Here is a 19,291-nt window from a genome sequence, read left to right as displayed (position 1 = left end):
CTCAAGGATTCGCTACGCCGGGCTTACGCCCGTCCTTGACCCGCCAAACCTACCCACTCAAAATTCAAAAGAGGCAAATTTTCAGCGCTGGCAGTAGTTATCAATTCGGACCGGCGATCGCGTCGGTGACCTACAGCAATGTACGCCTCGTTTACAACGACGGCGCATACCGTCATTTCAATAATTACGAGGCGGGCTTACGATATTTGCTACGCCCCAATGTGATATTGCTCGCGGATTACGTGTTGACTGAAGTACGGGCTGGACACTTGGTCGACACCGACGGAGCTGTCCGCGAAACGAGATGGCATCAAGTCACCTTAGGCGCATTGTATTCACTTAGCAAAGCAACGGACCTTTATGTTTCCGGCAGCTACCAAATTGCACTCGGCGATGGCTCTACATTAGTAAATGGGACCTACCAGAACATCGCAGCGACGTCGATCTCGGGGGCTTCAGCATCGAATCGGCAGTTAGTCGTCATGTCCGGCATTCGGCATCGCTTTTAACACGGCAAGTGGAAGCGTTGTTCCGCCTTGTTTTATTGAGGCACTGCGCGGGCAGCGTAAGGAATTTCGCGTGATTTACTCAAGGCGGGGATTGCTGGTGGTAGCGAAGGTCGTTCCGTGAAGTGTGCTAGATGCTATGTGGGAGGGGCAGCGGCAGTAAGCCCGACTGGAGTAAAACGGGACTTGCACACTCGTTTTCTCCGAAGGAGCACGCAAATGGATGCGCCTGACACAGCCCTCCGTGGGCAGAATACGACGGCAGGTGGCCGCCTGTACATGGCTTTTGAACTGGGCGAGAAGAACTGGAAGCTCTCACTGGCGCTGAGGCCTTAACGGCCGTCATAGCATCTTCGGTGTAAGGGAGACGTGGGAGGCGCAGCGGAGATAACACCCGTTATCGCGGCCAAAGTAAAAGCGGGGCCGATGTGGTCGATCTGGCAATGTCGAGGAGAGTATTAGCTGATGGACCGCCCGCTTGAGGACCCCTCCAGAAAGCCGCGGGCGCCGTCTTCCGCCCGGTAGCGCTGTGCGGGGCCCTGCGCGCCATCTCTGTATACACTTAATAAGTATTCCACACGGTATTCTCACTGAGAGCTGCAAAAGCGCGCAACGTACGGGATTCGCACGCGGTGACAGAGCAGGCGGGCATTTCTACCGCAAGCGCTAATTTCTTGCGGCATCAACCGGCGACCGATCATATCTTTCCCTTCCATGTTCAGCTTCGACCAACTGCCGCAGATCCATCCGAGTGGCCCTGAAAAGATCTAACTCCGAAAGTTGGTTGAGACGGGACTTCTCAAGTTCCTCCTGCAATGCGAACACCTTGGCCTCCAGTTGCTCGATACGTTTTCGTAAAACGGAACGAGGACTATTTGCGTACTTCGGTGCGTCCTGTTTCTGCAGGCGTTTTTCGACACTCTTGGCTTCCTGATAGGCCTCGGCTATGAGTTTTCGGTCGTTCCACTCCTTTTGCGACAAAACGTTGCGTTGTAGTTCTTTTCCAAACTGTCGTTTAACGTGCAGTACCACGTTGTCCCACGTTACTGGAACGCTGGCGTCTGGCATTCGTTCTATTAGCCTGACGATCTTGCGGGCAAAATCAAGTGTATCGTCAGTCGGATATGATTGTGGATTGTCTTCCAGCGTTGTACATCATGTTGCATCGAGAGTCCCATGCCCCTTGATGCCTCGATTTCTCGTTCCACTATTTGCATGTTGATCGAATGATCTGCGTCGAAACATGGGATAAAGCGAGGGCAGGCATAACAAGCAATCGGAGCATATTCGCACGCAACGGTACGACCGCACATTCCAGTAGTTTCGACGCGATTGGTTTCAAGGTCCGTGCTGTCGATCCTTCGTTCTTCTGAGACGATGTCGCCGGTATAGACGTGGATTGTCGGCAACTGCACCCGATGCCTTAAAGAAATCATGATGTCCTTCATCGCATGAAGGAAACCTTCGTCGTAGCCGAAGGTGAGCGTGCTGAAGTCGCAGTCGATGGCGTCGATTGGCGGGGTGCCTTCGCGCGCCGAATCCCGCATGGTCCATCGGAGAGGAGAGTCTTCTTTCCATTCTGTAGCATCATCATTCGATTTCGTCGATGCCGCGGTCTTCGATCCGGTCGGTAAACGTGGCGACCGTCGTTTTGAACAGACGCGAGTAGTGGCGATACGAATCGAAGTCGGTGGGCAGCAGAATTGCGTCCGGCGCGAGCACCGCGGCTTTCATCATGCCCATTGCCGAGAACACGCCGAGCGCGCGGGCTTCATAGGTCGACGTGGTGACCACGCCGCGACCCGCGTAATCGCGTAGGCGCGCGAAGCGGCGAGTGCCGTCTTCCAGCGTTTGCGGCGCGCTATTGCGGCCGCCGCCGATTACCACCGCCTTGCCGCGCAGTTCCGGATAGCGCAAAAGCTCAACCGACGCGTAGAACGCGTCCATGTCCAGGTGCGCGATGCGGCGGCTTGCAGAACTCATGGATGGCGGAAACAAAATGACAGCAGCGACAGCAGCGGGGCAGGGACGTCAGCGCCTCGCCGGTGCGGCCGCGCGTACGGCTTGCTGCGTCGGGCGTCCGGACGCGCTCGGAATGCTTCGCCGCGCGCCGGATGCCAAACCATCATAGTACCTTGCTCCGCCTGGGCAAGGCACCGTGCTGCTCACTGTTACTGCTTTATGCCTTCAGCCTGGATATTCAGCGTGGTCAGCATCTTGAAGCCGTAGGTCTTGCCGAAGTCGACGCCGAAGTCGTCGCGATTGAACGTCGCGGTCGATTCCGTGCCGCACACTTCGCGCTTGAGCATCGGGTTCACGAAGCACTTGAACGATTCGATCTTCAGGTTGACCGGCTTGGTCACGCCATGCATTGTCAGCGTGCCGATCACTTCCACCGGCTTGTCGCCGTCGAAGCGAATCTGCGTGCCCTTGTAGGTCGCGGTCGGGAACTTCGCGGCGTCGAAGAACTTGTCCGTGACCAGTTCAGAGTCCAGCTTGTCGTTACCGATATCCATCGAGCTCATATCGATCGTCACGTCGACCGTGCCGGTCTTCGCCGCGCGATCCAGCACGACGGTGCCGCTGCTCTTCCTGAACTTGCCGCGCCAGATCGACAGGCCGCCGAAGTGGTCGGTTTCGAAGCTGGGGTACGTGTGCGTCGGGTCGAGTTGGTACGTGTCGGTGGCCATTGCGTTGAACGACATGGCTGCGGCGAGCGCGCCGGCGGCGAGCAAAAGTTGTTTCTTCAATTTCTTCTCCAGGTAATACGAAAAAAAGCGCAAAAAAGAGGCGCAAAAAAAGCAACAAAAGGGGCACCAGAAGAGGCGCTAAAAAAGGCTCAACAGAGGCGCGAAAGCGTGCGAGGTCGCCTGTTCGCGTCAGTTACTTCTTCGCAGCGACGATGTGAAATTTGATGACGACTTCGTCGGCGACGACCGACGTGTCTTTCCATTCGCCAGTGCCGACATCGAACTGCGAGCGCTTGATCGGCAATGAGCCGTCGAAGGTCTGCGTCGCGCCCTGGCTGGCGATCGTGACCGGCACCACGACGGTTTGCGATTTGCCCTTGATCGTGAGCTTGCCGGTGATCTTGTACTGATTGCCGCCGGCCGGCGCGATCGCGCTCGACACGAACGTCGCAGCCGGATAAGTTGCGCTATCGAACCATTCCTTGCCTTGCGCCTGCTTGTTGTAGTCGTCGGCGCCGAGGTCGTAGCTGCCGGTATCGATCGACACGTTGGCGCTGCCGGCGGTGGGCCTGGCCGGATCGAAATTCAGCTGCGCCGAGAACTTTTTGAACTTGCCGTCCACCGGCACGTTCATCTGTTTGGTCGTTGCGACGACGCTGCTTTTGCCCGCGTCGACATCGGCGTGCGCGAGCCCCGCGCCGAGGAAGGACAGGGCGGCAACGCCGGCGAGAATCGAGTGAGAGAGGTTTGATTTCATAGTGGTACGCATCCTATCGAACCCGCGCGCGTTAATTGAATACCGCTGGGAATTTGATTGCCAACATGCTGGAGCGAATCGTTCCTTACTTGAGGAGCGGAATCATGCGCGCGAGCAATCCGTCGCGATCGACGAATTGATGCTTGAGCGCCGCCAGCACGTGCATGGCGACCAGCGCCAGCAGCGTGTAGTTGAGCAGCACGTGAACGGTGCGCAGCGTGGCCTTGAGCGCCTGATCCGGGCCGATGAGCGTGGGCAGCGGCACGATGCCGAGATAAACGACCTGAATGCCGGCGGCGGAGCTATACAGGTAGCCGGATAACGGAATCGCCAGCATCAGCAGGTAAAGCACGCCGTGCACGAGATGGGCCGCAGCCTTCTGCCACATGGGCGTGGCGGCTTGCAGCGCCGGCGCGCGGTGCGTGGCGCGCCACAGTACGCGCGCTACGGCCAACACGAATACCGTGACGCCGATCCACTTGTGCCACGAGAAATACTTCAGCTTGGTCGGCGTGAAGCCGGGGATATCGGTCATGATCCAGCCGATATAGAACCCGCATACGATCAGCAGTGCGATCAGCCAGTGCAAGGCAATGGCCGGCCCGCTGTAGCGGTCGATATCCGAAGGAAGGGAATTCATTTTTTCATGCTCGCCTGGTGTGTGCCGCGTGTGTGTTGCGTGTGTGCCGCGTGCCGCTGTAGCGCGTGCCGCGTGCAAGTGCGGATAGTAGGTAAGACAGTGAAAACTGAATAGGCGGGTGCGGGAGAACAGATTGTTGTCGTGGTGAAGCTAATGTGGCCGGAGTCAATCGGTCCGCGCTTCTTCACCGCGGCTATATGCGGGCACGGGTGCTTCGTCGGCGCGCGCCGGTAGTGCGGCTTTGACGGACCACCACGCCATCGCGAGGCCGCCCCCCACTTCGGGTATCCTGCGGCATTCACCCTTCATCGCCACGCATCAACCCACCTGGAATCCAGTTAGTGAGTCCCATTGTCCTGTCCTGGGGTATCGCCGCAGCCGCCACGGCCGGCGTCATCACCCGGCCTTTCAAATGGCCTGAAGCCGTCTGGGCCGTAGCCGGCGCCCTACTGCTGGTCTCGCTCAGGCTTTTGCCGGTCGAGCTGGCAATCCAGGCCGTTGGAAAAGGCACCGACGTCTACCTGTTTCTGACCGGCATGATGGTGCTGTCCGAAGTCGGCCGCCGCGAAGGCCTGTTCGACTGGGTCGCCGTGCTGGCCGTCAACCACGCGAAAGGTTCGCCCAAGAAGCTGTTCCTGCTGGTCTATCTGGTAGGGGTGGTCATCACCGCATTCCTCTCCAATGATGCCGCCGCAGTGGTCCTCACGCCCGCGGTGTTCGCCGCCGCCAGGAGAGCGAAAACGCATCCTCTGCCGCTGCTGTTCGTGTGCGCGTTCATCGCGAATGCCGCCAGCTTCGTGCTGCCGATCTCGAATCCGGCCAACCTGGTGTTGTACGGCAATCACACGCCCGCGCTCGGCCCGTGGCTGATGCGCTTCACGCTGCCTTCGCTGTTGTCGATCGCCGCCACCTACGCGCTGTTGCGCTGGACCCAGCGCGAGGCGCTCGCGGGCGAGTGCGAGGCGAATCTCGAACCGCTCGAGTTGTCGTCGAGCGGACGCGTCGCGCTCGCGGGCATCGCGGTTACCGCCGTCGTCCTGCTGACGGTCTCCGCATACGATATCCCGCTCGGCCTGCCCACCGCGATACTCGGCGCGCTGACCGCCACGGTCGTGCTGATTCAGGAGCGCAAGTCGCCGCTGCCGATGATCAAGGAAATCTCGTGGAGCGTGCTGCCGCTAGTGGCCGGGTTGTTCGTGCTGGTCGAAATGCTCGATCACACCGGCATCATCACCACGCTGGCAGGTATCGTGCAACGCGCGACGCAACACAGCGAACTGGCGACGGCGGCGTCGGCCGGCGGCATCATCGCGATCGGCGGCAATCTGATGAACAACTTGCCGGCCGGTTTGATCGCAAGCTCGACGCTGATGCAGGCGCACAGCCCCGAGCGGGTGATCGATGCGCTGCTGATCGGCGTCGATCTGGGCCCGAATCTGTCGATCACCGGCTCGCTTGCAACAATCCTCTGGCTCAACGCGATCCGCCGCGAGGGCGAGGACGTGAGCTTCATGAAGTTCCTGAAAGTCGGCGTCGTGGTGATGCTGCCGGCCCTCGCGCTGGCGCTTGCTGCGCGGATTCTGACCGGTTGACCGGCGCGCGGGCCTGTTCGTCGTCGTTCAGATGCCGCAAGGCGGCGCCGACGTCTTGCGGGCGCGCGCCGGCATCGTCGGCGGCGCTCGCGTCACGTGTAGCTCCGCGTTTCTCATTCACGACGTTTGCTACCGCCGCGTGCCGGCCGAACGCAGCGGGAGTGCAGTGTCCGCTGTTTCAGCGGTCAGTTCGAGCGCGCGCAGCGCCGTTTCGAGCCGCTCGAGCCGCGCACGCTGCGTCGGCATCAGCCATGGCTTCGGAAACTTGCTGAGGCGATTGCGCCAGTACGAAAGCGGAATGCGATCGTTGGTGGAAATCATCTGGAACACGTGTTCCAGATGGGCAATCTCTTTGTCAATGTCTTGATAGCTCATCTAACGTTCCGGTAGGTGGATCGGATGCGCCTCGCGCCAAACGTCCAGCAAGCCGCGTTCCTCCCCGCGCTGACGATGCGCTGACAATCCGCTTAAAGTGGGGCGCTATTCGTCTGATGTATCGCCGCCCATCGGCTCGCCCATCTACCGATGGCGCGAAACGGAGAGTGCGCGGAAAGTGCGTCCGGCACGGGCACCGTCTCGCTGGCGGCCTGATCGAACGGTGTGTCGTCAGGTTCGATGCGGCCCCAATGGATGCCGATGGCGTTTTTTGCATGGACCTCGTTGAAAATCTGCGCTGCTTCGGCAGGGTGGGGTGAGGGTAGGCGCCGATCAAGAACGGAGTGCAACGCATGAAACCCTGCGCGCGCACACAGCGGCGGCACGGGCCTGGAACTTGCGATCGTCGAGCGGATTGCGCGGCTGCACGGCGGTAGTGTGCAGTTTCATGCACGCGAGGGGGGCGGGCTGGAGGTGTGGGTCGTGCTGCCGCTCATCGAGCGAGCGGGGTAGAGGGTGGAGGGTGGAGGGACAGCGGACCACCGTTCGGAGCGGGCTACGAACCCCCTGTCATGATCTGTAAAACCGGGACTCGATCAACCCTTGTCCAGCCACGCATCCAACCCAACCCGGAATGCCACGCCTGCGATAACGGGCACGGTCATCATAAGGATGATGCCGAAATTGGGAACCGGGTCGCCATAAGCGATCGTGTCATACAGCACGACGGTTGAGACGATGACGAACACGATCAAGCCGACGGCGATCATCAAAACATTGCGTGTCGCGATGGACAACCGCTTGTGCTTTTGCGGACTCTCCACAGTGCTGGCAGCGGGTTTTTTTTCGTGTTCGGCAGACATGATGGTTCTCGGTGCTTGAGGTCGTGTTCGCTGCAGAGATAATTGTAGGCTAGGAGCGGGGCTTTTTGCCTTACGCGGCGCACAGCCATAGCGCCGCGTAAGGCAAAGAAACCAGGCAAGGTCCAACGCTGCAGGCATACGTCCAAAGCCCGGACCCACGAACGGGTCAAACACCACTAACCCTTAAACCTCAACAACTTGCGAGCCAGGCGAGCACCTTATCCACAGTGTTGCTCACAGAGTAGTTAGCGCGAGTTGCTTGATCTGGCCGTGTGACCTTCTATATTTCAAGGTTTATAGGAACCAGTAGTGTTGAAGGATGGACTCCGATCCCCGGCACCGTCTACGCCTGTTCCTGATGCGCGCGACGACCACGAACGGCACGGCCAGCACACTCGTGATGGATGCGAACGGCTGTGCGCACCGGCCGCTCAGTTGGTTCATCCGGTTCGCCGAAGCACGCTATGCGCCGCCTACGGTGAAGGTCTATGCGCACGCGCTGATCCGCTACTTTTCCTGGCTCATCGCGGGACGCCGTCGATGGGATATCGCACCTGAGCACGCCCGCGCCCACTGCATGCTGTTTCTGAACGAGGAGCTGCATTGTCAGGTGCGCTTGCACCGTGGCGGATTTGTCGGGGTGAACGCGACCGTCGCCAACGCGACGCAGATACGAAGCTTTCTCGCGGCAGCCCGCGCGTTTTACCGCTTTGCGATCGAGACCGGGCTGTATGCCCATTCTGATCCGCTCACGCGGCTTAGTGATACCGACGACGGCGCCGCGCGGCGGGCAGCACCTGAGACGTTTCCACGCATGCCGCTGGCGAGCGGCGTCCTAGCGTCGACGGGCGCGCCGAATGGGCGTCACACCTCGGCGTACTTCGTAATCGTCAGGGAGCAGTGGCTGCCGCAGATCATTGACGACCCACTGTTTCCACGCAGGGTGCTCGATGCCGGACAGCAGGCCGGCTGGCATCTTCGTGAGCAACTGGTCACACGTCTGCTGTTTGAAACCGGTGCCCGGATCAGCGAGATCTGCGGCTTGACGCTCGGCGACTGGCATAGTCGCGGACTGCGCTGCGAGGCCAGTGCCTTCAGCAAGGGAAGTGGCCAGCGGCGCGTCAAGGCGCTGCGCTTCAGCGATACCACCGCCAGACTGCTGCGTCGCTACTTCGACCATGACCGGCGCGCCCGCGATGAACATGGCTGGTGTCTGGCGGATTACCTGCGTCGCAGCGATCCGGCTTCGTGGCATACCGTGCCGTTACTCCTGACCGCGCAGCGCACGGCCCTGAGCGCACGCACATTCCGCGATCTCTCGTGGCGCCCCGCCTGTCGTCACGCAGGCATCAGCGCGAACATCCATCAGGCGCGCCACTGGTACGTCACGCAGGCCATGCGGGAGATCTATCACACGCTGCCGGCCGGTACGGACCGGGAGCGCGCGATCGACGCGCTGATCGCCTACATGAAGTGGAGCAGCGGCCGCGCGACCCTTGAATGCTACGACCATCACTTCCGGCAACTGGAGCATGCCGACCTGCAGGCGCGGCTGCACGCGCAGCTCGACCGCTCGCTCCACGCGCGACGGACAGCCGGCGTGCCACCGCCTGCCCCGTTAGCGGGGACCACACCGGTCATGGTTGTCCCGCCCAACCCGGACTGGGAGCTGCTGCAGCGGCTGGGACGGGCGTCCGGTGAAACATAATCCCTACGTAGAGACGCCTGAGCGCATCGACCGGATCGCGGCGCTGCCCGATCTGCCTGACGCGATCCGGCATGCGCCCAACACCGAATGTGACGCGCAGGCAGCGTCCGATGCTGCGCAGGTACCCGCGCGCGTGGTGCGCTATCTGTACCGCAATGCATATCGCAGGCCCTGGTATGGCCATCTGGTGCTGGTCGCGCTGGTGATGGCCGCGCAGCGCTACGAACACAGCTCGATCTACAGTGCCATTTCCGTCCTGCACAGCAAGCTGCGGCTCATCTTTGGTGGCCACCACCCACAGGGTCGGCTCAGGGACATGGGTGCATTCTTTGACGATCTCGACGAGTACATGCGTCTGTATCTTGCCGGCACGGTCGGCCAGAATTCACGCGAGGCGCGCATCACGTTCTTCCAGCGCTACCAGTCGGTTGCCAGCGCCGAGCTGCAATGGCTGCGGGGGCTTCCGGTCCGTCAGCGCGAACGCTACAAGCCGTGGCTCCTTCCGCCCGCCAACCGGTCACTGCACAAACAGTGGCTCGATCTGGAGCCGATCGTGCAGGCGCGCCAGCAGCGGCGCAAGGAAGACACCGATGTGCTGATGCAGGTCTATCCGGATATCCGCAGCGAGGCCCATCTGCGATGGAACTGGTTCACCCGTTTCCGTGACGCCTACCACAATGCGGTACGACAGTTCGATTGCCTGAACGCACCTGATAGCCCCATGGAATATTCATATGTCGACGGGCAATGGTGCTTGCGCCTGCGGCTTTGGAATGTTGGGGCATTGCTCGCGCGGCACGCGACGCTGCAGTTGCCGGGCAATGCGGACCTGCCGCCCCCCGATACAACGCTGCTTGAACTGGTCGGTATCCAGGAGGTGGTCAGTGGCCGCGACCTCGATATCAGCGCCACGCTGTGGTTTGCGGATCTGCTGCGCCACGCCCCCGACCGGGTGCGCAACGCTGAAGCCATCGCCTGGCGCAAGGCATGGGGCTACACCGCGGCGACATTCATCTGCAATCACCCGGGTATCCTCCTGCCCTCGTGGCAGGTCTTCCTGAACCGCGCGCAGGCCTGCCTGGGGCACCTGCTGGTGCCGGTCGAGCAGGTCTTTCACGCATTGACCTTCGGCGTGATGGCGCTCGACCTGTTCACGACCACCGGCGCGCGACTGAACGAGGTCATGCAGACGAGCCTGAGCCAGGACTGCCTCGTCCGGCTGGTCCATCCCGCGCCGGCGACTGCAAATGACCCGGCGCCCCGCATCCGGTACCTGTTCCGTCTGATTCCGAAGGGCGAACGCCGGAATGTCCGCCATGACTACTTCGTCGGCACGGAAACCATCCGGCTGGTTGCCCGGGTCGCGCAGATCCTCGCAGAACACTACGCGCTCCCTGCAGGGTGCCCGTTACCCGTGATCCCCTTCGCTCCCGGACATCGCCGCGCACACCGGTTCGGCGCCGAACCGTACCTGTTCCAGTTCGAACACCGGCATCTGTCCGCGGTCGCGATCAGCGCCTGTGTGCGTTTCATCCTGCACGGCATGGTGCTCCGGACGGCCTCGGGTCGGACCGTGTCACTGCGCCCTCACTTGCTGAGGCACGCTTTCGCCACGCATGCGGTACAGGTAGAGAAGATCCCCGTTGACATTGTCGGCGCCTGGCTGCATCAGAAGAGCGTGCCGGTCACCCAGTACTATTCTCAGCCCACGGCGACGATGATCGCCGACGCAGCCGATCGTTATCTGGCCGCGATCGCCCGCACTATCGATGTCGGGGAGGCGGTCCTGCGCTCACCGGCCGAACTCCAGCAGCTCTATCGCGACGCCGCGACCCGGACCGGCACTCTCGCCGAGGTCGTCGGCGGACACTGCGGCGCGCACGGTCTCTGCAAGGTGCAGTTCGCCTGCATCGGCTGCGCGGCCAAGGTGCCGGATCCCGCAAAGCGCCCCCAGGTCGAACACCGGCGCGAATGGGCAGAACACGAGATCGATTACTACCGCCGCGAGGGACTACTTCCCGATGTGCACCGGCTCCAGCAGCTTGTCGCGGCAGCCGATACCGAGCTGCGGGAGATGGACCTGATCGAGCAATATCGTATCGACGAGGCCCGGCGCCCCCAGCAGGAGAAACTCCATGCCAACGAATCAACGCCCGTGGCTGATCCAAATTCACCAGCAACGTCGCGCGCGCACACTCGATCTAGCCCGCCGCGCCGTCGCCGCGCTGGAGCGTAAGCACCGGCCGGTCACCATCGCCACGATCGTGGCCGCATCCTGCGAGTTCGACCCGGAAGGACACGGCATCAGTCACAGCGCGCTGCTCAACAATGCAGGTGCGCGTCAGCTGTATGAGCAGCACCGCGACTGGCGGCCGCGCCGGCCGGCTCGACACCCGCCTGCATCTTCCTGCACGGAGATGCCACCGCCATCGAAACTCGACCGGGATCCGCGTACTGCACGGCAGCGTCTCGGCCGCCTGACCAAAGCCGAGCTGGTCGACCGTCTGCTGGTCGCGGAACGCGCATACGCGGCCCTTTACCACTGTTCGATGAAGCTGCAGGCGCGCGCCCTTGAGGAAGAATGGGAAGCGCTGCAGGCGCAGAAGTTACTCACAGCTTCGCGGGATAAAGCTGTGGATAAAGTTGAGAGAACCCTTGCCAGGCAACGTACCCGTCGGGTAATCCGTGTCTGACTCACCCTCCGGTCTCCTGCGTGCACCGAATTTGCAGACGCCGACAACTTCTACGGTTCACTGCGGATAGCCGGTATTGACAGGATCGATAGGGAACGGCGGGATTCGACCCATTGCGGCCGGTCGCCACACCACACCCGTAGCGACACGTTCCGGAGTAAAGCGGTCGCTCGCCGGCTAACCTTGCCGACGGGTGATATTACGAGGTGGTCTCATTTGCGGTCTGCGGTAAATGCGGGACCCTTGAGACAATCGCTCGACGTTGCTATGGGCGACTTTGCGATCGCCCATAACGTGACGCCCCTGCTTGCGCAAATCCGCGGAATTAGTCCTGTACGAAGAACTGCACTCTTGCGTTCAATGGTGAGTCAAAGTCGATTTCGAATCGCACACTCAACGTACCATCGTCCTTCGGAACCATGTTATGGATTTCCATGGTTGCGTCGCCTTGGAATGGAAAGTCTAGCGGTTCGCCCTGAGGCGCGGACACCTCGCAAATGTTTGCCAACACGTGGCTATGCCGGTTTATCGTTCCGGGTGGAAACGTGAAGTTCCCGTCGAATACGCCGTTTCCAACGATATTAATATGCCAGAGACTCATGATCCTACCTCCGAAATGCAACAGTTTCTTAACGCACTCGCGTCACGGTTCCAGTAACCTGACGTCGTGTACTCGTGCCGGAATTGGAACTAAGCGGCCGACGAACGGGCGTTCCATAGTTCACTTGACGCTTCTGGCTGACTCCGGAAGTTCCTTCCGTTGCCAGGTTGGGGGTTGCTGCTTCCGATGCTCTGCTGCTGTTGGTCATACACACCTCCAATTTCAGTAACCACATTCCAACTATCACCCGGCCCTCGCATTGCGTATTTCGCGAAGGATTTACAACTGCCGTATCGCTCAAACCGTCGAGTGGGTAAGACACCTAGCAGACGCGACTGCTTCTTCGGGCGATGCAATCTGAAGCTCAAAGTGAAGCTCTGAAAAAGAGCGATTTGCCTAGTATCTGAAAGACGAAGCCGACGGGCCATTACTGAAACTTGTCGCAATGCACGTTTGTGACATACACGCCGGATGCGTGCATCACAGTCCGCCAGATCTTCACGCCGTCGCTTCCTAAGCCCCTGACGCTCAGCAAACGTTTCCATAAGACGGTTGACGGCCGTTTTCAAGTTCGGAGTGACCGTTCGAGTGACCCCGTTTCCGGGCTAGCTAACGTCCGGGGATGGCCGGTTGCTGCCGATGGACCGATCGCTTCTTGATCGACGGCATCTCACTATGACCGTGACAACTTGATGCATCGGCCGTCCCTATAAGCGCCAGTAGCTCATAGTTCGCCGCAAGGAAATCATTCCTTTGACCCAAATGTCGCAGGCTCGCTATAAAAAAACTGGGGATAACTCAAAAGACCCCGTACGGCGTCCATGCAGTGGGCGGTGGGCAACCGAACAGCCCATCAGCCACGCTGCAAACATCAAATCAATTCGACAGCGACAAATACGGCGAGGCAAGCGGCGTCGGCGGGAACGGCTGCAAGCCGGTTTGCTTGCTGAAGCTGTAGCGCACATACACCGCGGCGAGCCACTCGCGATATTCATATGCATTGCCGAGCGAAGCCGTCGCGCCGAACGCAAGCTGCGGCGCCAGCTGATATTCGCCCACGGCGTTCAGCGAATACGACAGGCCGGTCTTGCTCTGGCCAGGATAGACCGCGTCGGTCTCGACACCGGTGCCGATAAATTTTGCATTCGCCGCGGCATCGGTTTGGCGGCTGGATTTGTCGTTGAGCGGGAAGTAATTCGACGCGTCCTGACGATAGTGCTGCACGCCGATCGAGCCTTTCAGGTCGTAGGTGAACGCGCCGTTGCGGCCGGTCCATTCGACCGGCAGATTCAGGATCACATACTCTTGCGGGCTGAAATAGCCGCCCTGACCATACGTGAAGTACGACAGATTCTTGTTGTAACGCATCAGCGTCGTATTCAGTCCGACGGTGAACGTCTGATCGGCGTCCTTCAGCACGCGCGTGTAGATGCCGCCGCCGCCTTTGACGGCGTTGTTGGTCGGCACGTTGTGACCCGTGAACACCTGGTAGGAGGCGTTCGTGTACAGGCCGCTCGTGCCGTCGTCCCATGAAAGGCTGCCGCGGCCGCCGTAGGAAGTCACGCCGCCCCATTCGAGACCGGAGGCCGCGTCGCGCGCGCCGGCATAGGACAGCAAACTGTCGGTGACCGCGCGGCGTGCGACGGCCAGCGAATACGACACCTTGTCGGTGATGCCGCCGTTGTACTGCGCGCCGCCCACCACGTTCTGTTCGCGAAAGCCGAGCGGCGTCACGCCGACGTCGCCGCTGATATTGCGGCTTTCATAGCCGAGCGACAGGCCCACGCCGCTCGCGGTCTGGCTGCCGTAGTTGTTCGTTCCAGCGACCGCCGCCGATTCGGACGTGCTATTGGACAATCCCGCGCCGAAACGCGCGAGCGTCGAGACGTTGCCCGCGGCCGTACCGGCATCGAGCGTCACCGGCGTCGCCGTCACGACAATATGACCGTTGCCCGCCTTGATACGCCCCTGGACCGGTGCTTCGATGTCGGTGAGCGTCGACAGCCCGTCTTCACCGCTGCGGTTGCGGAACACGATCCCGCCCGACACCGTGCTCGCCTGCTCGCGATTGATCTGCGCCAGTTCTTCGGCGACGCCGAGCGTTTGCGTATTCGCTGCGCGCGCGTTCCCCGCATTCGACGACGCGTAGTTGCTGCCGTTGCTGTTGCCGTTTATGCCGGGCTGCGGCGGGTAATACGGTTGCGCGTAACCGGTCGGCGGTTGTGGAATGTATGGCTGTTGCTGAGCGTAGTAGCCCTGATTGGGATACGGCTGCTGCTGTTGCGGGTACGGCTGATAGGGCTGCTGCCCGTAGGCCTGCTGCTGTTGCGGGTACGGCTGATAAGGTTGCTGCCCATAGGCCTGCTGCTGCGGATAAGCCTGCTGACCGTAGTACGGCTGTTGCTGCTGCGCGTAGGCCTGTTGTTGCCCATACGGCGCTTGCGCGTAAGTCTGCCCATTACGGTTCTTGTTCGACGCGCTTGGCTTCCTGCTGGTCGAACGATTGGTGCTCGCCGTCGAGCCGGTATAGCGCGGCTGTTGCATCGCCCCGGCGTTGGCCTGCGCTTCGCGCGCGGCCGGCGACATCGGCCAGGGCGTCGCCGTGTAGCCGTCCGGCGCGCCATACGGCGCCTGCTGCGGATACGGCGCCGCGGCCTGCTGAGGATAAGCCGCGTTGTACTGCTGCTGCATCGGCTGCATCGGCTGCATTGGCGTTTGCGTCTGCACCTGGCCCTGGCCCGGATAAGGCTGCAACGGCGCACCCGACTGGCTCGACCCGTAGGTCTCCTGGCCGTAGCCGCCCGAGTCGACGCCCGGACGGGGCGCGTCATAAGGAACGGCGGTGGGCGCGGCATTCGGCGCATACGGCTGCGCGGGCGCCGCGGACGGCGCCACATACGGCGCCACATAAGGCGCGGGCTGCGAGGGCGGCGGATAGTTCGGCACGGTCTGTGTCGGCAAGGAGGACTGCGAATACGGGAGCGAAGCACGCGCGGCATTGAAGCCGCCGCCCGCTAGCGCGGCGTTGTCGGCATCGGTTGGCGTGAGGGTGGCGGTTTTGCCTTCGAACGGATTGGTGCCCGGCAGCGGCGTCGCGCCGATCCGTGCCGTTGCGGCTTCCCACCCGCGCGGCACGTTGCCCGGCGCGTTGGCGCCAGTGCGCCCGGCGTTGCTCATCAGCGGCGTATTGGCGGCGACCAGCGCTCGTTGCAAATAAGTCGACGCGAGCGACAGCTTGCCTTCCGCGCGATACATACGGCCGACCGTAGCCAGCACGCCCGGATCGCCGGGCGCGGCAGCGAGAGCCTGATTCGCGAGCGATTCGGCGTAGCTGAACTGTTTCGCGCCGACCGCGGCGGGGATCGTCGCTTGGAGCAGATTCAGGTCGTCGGGCCGGCGCTGGAGCGCGACGCGATAGCTCGCGAGCGCATTGCGGTCGTCGCCGGCGCTCGAATACAGGCGGCCCAGCGCGGCTTGCAGATCGGCATTGTCGGGCATCGCCGCGAGCCACGGCGCGATCACGTCGTAAGCGCTGGCGAGATCGCCGCGCTGACGCACCGCATCGCATTGCTTGATGACGATCCCCAGATTCAGATTGCCGAAATCCGTGCGTTGCTGCGGCGTCAGTTGCATCGACGCGAGCCGGCGCATCACCATGCCGAGTTCGGCGTCCTGCCGCGTGGCGGACAATATGCCGGCGTATTGCAGCAGCAAATCCGGGTTGCCGGGCGCGGCGTTCATCGCGCCGCGCACGAGGCTCAACGCGCGGTTCGGGTCGCCCGCCCGCTGATAGCCGGTGGCGAGCACGCCGATCAGTTCGGGGCTGTTGCCGGCGACCGGTTCGGCGGCATACAGCGTCGCGAGCGCCTGCTGGCGCTGACCGCTGCGCGCCATCCGCGTGGCGATGTCGGCCTGCTGACGCACCCACAAACGGTGTTGCAAGGCGGTCATCGCGTCGGTGCGCTGCGCGGCCGGAATCCGTTCGAGTTGTGCGAGACCCGCTGCCCAGTCCTGCGTTTCCGCCGACAGCAGCGCGCTCGCATACAGCGCATCGGTCATGTCCGGATGCGCGGCGAGCAAGCCGTCCATCATGCTGCGCGCGTTCGCGACCGCGCCCTGGCGCACGTAGATGCGCGCGAGGTCCAGACGCAGCCAGGGATCGTCGGGCGTATTCAGCAGCGCGTCTTCGAACAGGCTGCGCGCCGCGCCCAGATCGCCGCGCGCTTCGGCGGCGCGCGCCTGCGCGGCCTGCGCTTCGCCGCGCAGACGGCTGATGCCGCCGGCCTTCGACTGCTGTGCCGCGTTCAACTGATTGGCGAATTGCAGCGCTTCGTCGCCCCGCCCCTGGGCGGCGAGCGCGCCGACGAGGCCGCGAATCGCGTCGGGATTGTCGGCCTGGCGGCGTAACGCCATCCGGTACGCCTGCTCCGCGCCGGCGGGATCATGGTTCGCGAGCAGCATTTCGCCGAGCAGCACCTGCGCGGTGACGTCGGACGGATTCATTGCGATCGCGCGTTCGAACAGCGACTTCGCCTTCGCGAACTCGCCGTTGCTGCGCGCGCCGATCGCGTCGCTCGTATAGGTCCAGTAGGTCGCGCTATCGAGTGCGGTTTTCCAGCGCGCCGGATTGCCGCTGCGCGACGCGCGCTCCAGATAGTTGCGGGCCTCGGCGAAGTGTTCCTGCTTCAACGCGGCGATGCCCATGCCGCCGAGCGCGTCGGGATCGTTCGGGCGGTTCGCCAGCAGCGACGAAAACTTCGCGCCCGCCGTGCCGAGGTCGCCGCGATCGAGCGCGGCGAAACCGTCGGCGATGATGCGCCCGCGCGCATCGACGGAGGCGTTTTCCTGTGCGCGCTCGTGTGCCGCCTTGTCCTGCTGGACCATCGAATCGAAGCGCGCCTTGACCGCGGCGTCGTCGCTCGCGACTTGCAGATACGCCTGATACAGCGCGGCGTCGGACGGCCGCGCGTCGAGCCACAGCAGCGCCTGGCGCCAGCTTTTCTTCGCCGCCGCGCCGACCGTGCTGTCGGTGGTGAGCTTTTGCAGCCGCGCGATGCCGTCGCGGCGCGTGACGTCGCGATAGGTCAGATGCTGCGCAAAGGCGAGCGCGTAACGCGGGTCGTCGGGATTGTCGCGCGCCAGCTGTTCGAGACCGCGGCGGGCCTGATCCCAGCCTTGCGGCGTGGCCGAGAGCGCCTGGTAGTACTCGAGCTGAAGTGCGGGCGTGGCCGGTTTGCCGCTCAACGCGCGCTGATATTCCTGCACCGCGCCCGCACTCTGGCCGCTTTGCGCGAGCCGCCGCGCATCGTTGACAGTCTGGTCGCGCAGGCTCGATTCGCCGAGGCGCCGGCCCAGTTCGTCCAGATTCGGATAGTTCGGCGCGACCGCTTTCAGACGTGCCAGATACTGCTGCGCGCCGGCGCCGTCCTTGCGGTCGGCGAGCACCATGCCCATGCCGAAGAGCGCATCAGGCTGCTTCGGATCGATGCGCAGCACTTTCAGCCACGCCTGCTCGGCGAGGTCGCCGCGCTGATGCGATTGCCAGTATTTGCCCTGATCGATCAGCACGTTCAACGGATCTTTCGATGCCTGCGCGAACGCGTCAGGCGAGGCCGTCGCCGCATAGCAGACGGCCGTGAGGCTCAGCGCGAAGCGCAATGACAACGCGAGGGCGCTCAATCGCATGCATTTCTCCAACTCGGCACGAGACGGCCGGCTTCGTCGAAACGATAGCGGCCGTCGATGAATCCGGTGCCGAACAAGCCCAGCACACGATCGTAATAGACCGGGTCGCGGCCCGGCACATTGGCGTCGAACGCGGCCAGATGGGTGCGCGCGAGACCGAGGCCGTGCTCGTCGCCGAGCGCCTTGAAGTACGGCGCGAGCGCGCCCCAGTAGCTCAACGGTCCTTCGCCGCTCGCCGTGCCGGTGGTCGACGAAACCTTCTCGGGCGGAATGCCGGTTTGCCCGATCTTCGCGCGCATGCCGCCGAGTGCCGCTAGCCAGGGTTTCGCGAGCGGATCGGCGGGCGACGCGAGACCGGCCCACAGATAGACGCGGATCGCGTCGTAGCTGCCGGTGTCGCCGTTCTTCGGATCGACCACGAACTGGCCGTTTTGCCACGCCGCCCAGTCGGGCGCGAAGCCTTGCGGCGAGGTGGTCCTGATGAACCTGTACGCGCTGTCCGCGAGTTTGCTCCACGGGCCGTTCGGCACTTCCCGGGCCAGCGCGCGCAGCACCGGCAGCGGCAGGTAGCTCGGATTCAAACGTGTCACGTCGCCGTTTTTGAAGCCTTGCGGCCCGGGCAACAGCATCGGGCCGACGCCAGGCAGTTGCGTCATTTCCTGGCGCGCGATCTGCGCGGCCAGCGCCTGACCGAGTTGCGTATAACCGGCTTCGCGCCACAGGCGGCCGGCTTGCAGCAGGTCGTAGGCGATCCACAGGTCGGAGTCGGACGCGGAATTCGGATCGAGCACGCCGTACGAGCCGTCCGGCTTCTTACCCCATTGCCACGACGGCAGCCGTACGTTCTGCACGTCGAACTGATTGCCCGCGAGATTGGTGCGGGTCCAGTTCAGCAATCGGTCGAAGGTGGCGCGGTCGTTCGCGACCAGCGCGAAGAACATCGCGTACGACTGGCCTTCCGACGTGGTCTGCTGAGCCGGCGTCGAGTAATCGATCACGCGGCCATCGGCCTGCACGAAACGTTCGACGAAAGTGCGGTACGCGCTCCAGTCGCCGCATGCGCCGGGCGCCGCCGTGGTCTGCGCGACCTTCACGACGCTGGCGAAACCTGTGGACGCAGCAAGGCCGAGGCCGAGGCCCACCGTCAGCGCCACCCATGTCTGATTGATTCGAACCTGCAT

Annotated in this window: 14 protein-coding genes and 2 pseudogenes; 6 read left to right on the top strand and 10 right to left on the bottom strand. The window is 62.6% G+C overall.

Translation table 11 applies throughout. From position 1 onward, the window contains the following. The coding region (locus AC3WLT_RS19135; protein WP_492593258.1) for a porin at positions 1 to 509 on the top strand (509 nt) is incomplete at its 5' end. A gap of 663 nt (positions 510 to 1,172) precedes the next feature. On the opposite strand, the gene AC3WLT_RS19130 is transcribed toward AC3WLT_RS19135, so the two are convergent. The 6 genes and pseudogenes from AC3WLT_RS19130 to AC3WLT_RS19105 form a co-directional block, all read right to left on the bottom strand. Continuing rightward, entirely contained in the window at positions 1,173 to 1,574 is a 402-nt protein-coding gene (locus tag AC3WLT_RS19130; RefSeq protein WP_492593257.1) for a hypothetical protein, read from the bottom strand. 8 nt (positions 1,575 to 1,582) lie between these two features. Then, positions 1,583 to 2,053 carry a hypothetical protein gene (locus AC3WLT_RS19125; protein WP_492593256.1) on the bottom strand — a complete coding sequence of 157 codons (471 nt, stop codon included), beginning with the start codon at positions 2,051 to 2,053 and terminating at the stop codon, positions 1,583 to 1,585. Between the two features lie 49 nt (positions 2,054 to 2,102). Further along, positions 2,103 to 2,489 (bottom strand): annotated as a pseudogene (locus tag AC3WLT_RS19120) (DNA polymerase Y family protein); the annotation flags it as partial. A gap of 188 nt (positions 2,490 to 2,677) precedes the next feature. Next, positions 2,678 to 3,256, bottom strand: coding sequence for a YceI family protein (locus AC3WLT_RS19115; RefSeq protein WP_492593255.1), 579 nt, complete (start codon positions 3,254 to 3,256; stop codon positions 2,678 to 2,680). A gap of 133 nt (positions 3,257 to 3,389) precedes the next feature. Further along, complete coding sequence (locus tag AC3WLT_RS19110; RefSeq protein WP_492593254.1) at positions 3,390 to 3,953, bottom strand: YceI family protein; 564 nt, start codon at positions 3,951 to 3,953, stop codon at positions 3,390 to 3,392. 85 nt (positions 3,954 to 4,038) lie between these two features. Continuing rightward, positions 4,039 to 4,593, bottom strand: coding sequence for a cytochrome b (locus AC3WLT_RS19105; protein ID WP_492593253.1), 555 nt, complete (start codon positions 4,591 to 4,593; stop codon positions 4,039 to 4,041). Between the two features lie 341 nt (positions 4,594 to 4,934). Here AC3WLT_RS19105 and AC3WLT_RS19100 point away from each other — a divergent pair, with 341 nt between their 5' ends. Then, the gene (locus AC3WLT_RS19100) at positions 4,935 to 6,185 is read left to right on the top strand and encodes an arsenic transporter (protein WP_492593252.1); all 1,251 of its coding nucleotides are present in this window, start codon (positions 4,935 to 4,937) and stop codon (positions 6,183 to 6,185) included. A 129-nt stretch (positions 6,186 to 6,314) separates the two neighbouring features. Here the strand turns inward: AC3WLT_RS19100 and AC3WLT_RS19095 are convergent, their stop codons facing one another. Then, entirely contained in the window at positions 6,315 to 6,560 is a 246-nt protein-coding gene (locus AC3WLT_RS19095; protein ID WP_492593251.1) for a hypothetical protein, read from the bottom strand. Between the two features lie 363 nt (positions 6,561 to 6,923). On the opposite strand from AC3WLT_RS19095, the pseudogene AC3WLT_RS19090 reads away from it, so the two are divergent. Further along, positions 6,924 to 7,073, top strand: a pseudogene (locus AC3WLT_RS19090) (ATP-binding protein); the annotation flags it as partial. An 83-nt stretch (positions 7,074 to 7,156) separates the two neighbouring features. Here the strand turns inward: AC3WLT_RS19090 and AC3WLT_RS19085 are convergent. Beyond that, entirely contained in the window at positions 7,157 to 7,423 is a 267-nt protein-coding gene (locus tag AC3WLT_RS19085; protein ID WP_492593250.1) for a hypothetical protein, read from the bottom strand. Positions 7,424 to 7,742: 319 nt separating this feature from the next. Here AC3WLT_RS19085 and AC3WLT_RS19080 point away from each other — a divergent pair, with 319 nt between their 5' ends. Genes AC3WLT_RS19080 through AC3WLT_RS19070 form a run of 3 tightly spaced genes read left to right on the top strand, consistent with a single transcriptional unit; the run spans position 7,743 to position 11,824 of the window. Further along, a complete protein-coding gene (locus AC3WLT_RS19080) occupies positions 7,743 to 9,131 on the top strand; it encodes a tyrosine-type recombinase/integrase (RefSeq protein ID WP_492593249.1) in 1,389 nt (462 codons plus the stop codon). Further along, positions 9,121 to 11,367 (top strand): hypothetical protein, encoded by a 2,247-nt coding sequence (locus AC3WLT_RS19075; RefSeq protein ID WP_492593248.1) that lies wholly within the window; start codon positions 9,121 to 9,123, stop codon positions 11,365 to 11,367. Before AC3WLT_RS19080 ends, AC3WLT_RS19075 begins: the two co-directional genes overlap by 11 nt. After that, entirely contained in the window at positions 11,267 to 11,824 is a 558-nt protein-coding gene (locus AC3WLT_RS19070; RefSeq protein WP_492593247.1) for a hypothetical protein, read from the top strand. The genes AC3WLT_RS19075 and AC3WLT_RS19070 overlap by 101 nt, the downstream gene beginning before the upstream one ends. Before the next feature lie 1,477 nt (positions 11,825 to 13,301). Here the strand turns inward: AC3WLT_RS19070 and AC3WLT_RS19065 are convergent. Together AC3WLT_RS19065 and bcsZ are read right to left on the bottom strand one after the other, a co-directional pair. Further along, a complete protein-coding gene (locus AC3WLT_RS19065) occupies positions 13,302 to 18,110 on the bottom strand; it encodes a cellulose synthase subunit BcsC-related outer membrane protein (RefSeq protein ID WP_492593246.1) in 4,809 nt (1,602 codons plus the stop codon). Beyond that, entirely contained in the window at positions 18,101 to 19,291 is a 1,191-nt protein-coding gene (gene bcsZ / locus AC3WLT_RS19060; RefSeq protein WP_492593245.1) for a cellulose synthase complex periplasmic endoglucanase BcsZ, read from the bottom strand. The genes AC3WLT_RS19065 and bcsZ overlap by 10 nt, the downstream gene beginning before the upstream one ends.

This window comes from Paraburkholderia sp. FW306-2-2C-D06C (genome assembly GCF_058781505.1).
Note: the sequence above shows the minus strand (reverse complement) of the source record. Positions and strands in the feature narration are given on the sequence as shown.

Coding starts and splice junctions, on each gene's coding strand:
- AC3WLT_RS19130 (WP_492593257.1), bottom strand. CDS start 1,574: ATGCCAGACGCCAGCGTTCCAGTAACGTGGGACAACGTGGTACTGCAC.
- AC3WLT_RS19125 (WP_492593256.1), bottom strand. CDS start 2,053: ATGCGGGATTCGGCGCGCGAAGGCACCCCGCCAATCGACGCCATCGAC.
- AC3WLT_RS19065 (WP_492593246.1), bottom strand. CDS start 18,110: ATGCGATTGAGCGCCCTCGCGTTGTCATTGCGCTTCGCGCTGAGCCTC.
- AC3WLT_RS19110 (WP_492593254.1), bottom strand. CDS start 3,953: ATGAAATCAAACCTCTCTCACTCGATTCTCGCCGGCGTTGCCGCCCTG.
- AC3WLT_RS19105 (WP_492593253.1), bottom strand. CDS start 4,593: ATGAATTCCCTTCCTTCGGATATCGACCGCTACAGCGGGCCGGCCATT.
- bcsZ (WP_492593245.1), bottom strand. CDS start 19,291: ATGCAGGTTCGAATCAATCAGACATGGGTGGCGCTGACGGTGGGCCTC.
- AC3WLT_RS19085 (WP_492593250.1), bottom strand. CDS start 7,423: ATGTCTGCCGAACACGAAAAAAAACCCGCTGCCAGCACTGTGGAGAGT.
- AC3WLT_RS19070 (WP_492593247.1), top strand. CDS start 11,267: ATGCCAACGAATCAACGCCCGTGGCTGATCCAAATTCACCAGCAACGT.
- AC3WLT_RS19095 (WP_492593251.1), bottom strand. CDS start 6,560: ATGAGCTATCAAGACATTGACAAAGAGATTGCCCATCTGGAACACGTG.
- AC3WLT_RS19080 (WP_492593249.1), top strand. CDS start 7,743: ATGGACTCCGATCCCCGGCACCGTCTACGCCTGTTCCTGATGCGCGCG.